Origin of the sequence: Shewanella sp. SG41-4 (assembly GCF_014164505.1) — a bacterium.
In the GTDB taxonomy this organism is placed as follows: Bacteria; Pseudomonadota; Gammaproteobacteria; order Enterobacterales; family Shewanellaceae; genus Shewanella.
Genome location: NZ_JACJFI010000617.1, coordinates 1 through 1,252 on the forward strand (window position 1 = coordinate 1; position 1,252 = coordinate 1,252).

The 1,252-nt window shown below is 46.2% G+C and carries 1 protein-coding gene; it reads left to right on the top strand.

Features of this window, described 5'->3' with window-relative positions; all coding sequences use genetic code 11:
* On the top strand, window positions 1–1,252 hold a 1,252-nt coding region (locus H5202_RS24590; protein ID WP_182774011.1), incomplete at both ends, for a flagellin N-terminal helical domain-containing protein.

The window sequence follows — 1,252 nt, forward strand, 5'->3', positions numbered from 1 at the left end:
ATGGCTATTTCAGTTAATACCAACGTCACATCAATGAAAGCGCAGGGCAACTTAAACAAAGCACAAAGCAATACTGCTACATCGATGGAGCGTTTAGCTTCAGGTTTGCGCATCAACAGCGCTAAAGATGATGCCGCAGGTCTACAGATTTCAAACCGTATGACTAGTCAGATAAACGGCATTGGCGTGGCTATTCGTAACGCCAATGATGGTATCTCTATTGCGCAAACTGCTGAAGGCGCTATGGGAGAATCAACCAATATTTTACAGCGTATGCGTGATTTGTCACTGCAGTCAGCTAACGGCTCAAATTCATCAGCTGATAGGGCCGCAATGCAAAAGGAAGTTAGCTCGTTGCAAGATGAATTAACCCGTATTGCTGAAACCACCTCATTTGGTGGTCAGAAGTTGCTTGATGGCAGTTATGGTACCCAGAAATTCCAGGTGGGTTCAGAGGCAAATGAGACGATTAGCCTATCGCTAAGTGATGTATCAGCAGACAAGCTGGGTAGTCATTCGCAAACTCTAGCGGGAGCTACCGCTGGTTTGGGTCAAGCTACCCTCGCAGGCGCAACGGTAGCCGCAAGTGGTGTAACCGCTTCAACTTTGAAGGTTAATGGTACTGTGTCCAAAGACATTACCGTTACAATCGGTGATTCAGCTAAAACGATTGCAGCTAGCATTAATGCAGAGTCTGATGCGACAGGCGTAGAAGCTAGCGCGACGACATCGCTGAAAATAGATACTCTAGGAGACCCTGGCGATATTAGTTTTACGTTAAACGGTCAGTCTGTGGCGGCAACGATTTCAGATAAGACAGATTTGAGCAGCTTGGCTGCTAACATTAATGATTTGACATCAGATACCGGTGTTACGGCATCAATTGATGATGCTGGCGCGTTAATTTTAGTGGATGATACTGGCGCAGACATGACCATCCTAGATTTTGCCAATAGTGGAACCGCTAAGACCGTTAGCGTAACAGCGGTAGGTGCAGATGGTGCAGAGAATGGTTCTGAAGTTGTCCTTACTGCTGGTGCTGCTACTAATGACTCAATTAGAGTTGCCGGTGAGGTTAAACTTGACTCCCTTCAATCGTTCAGTACTCAAGCGGGCGATGTTACGACTGGGGCGACTTTGAATATAACCGGTTCAGCGCTTTCAGACATAGATGCAGTAGATATTGGTACATCAAAGGGGGCGCAGGATGCTATTACTACTATTGATGCTGCAATAGCTCAAATTGATAGCA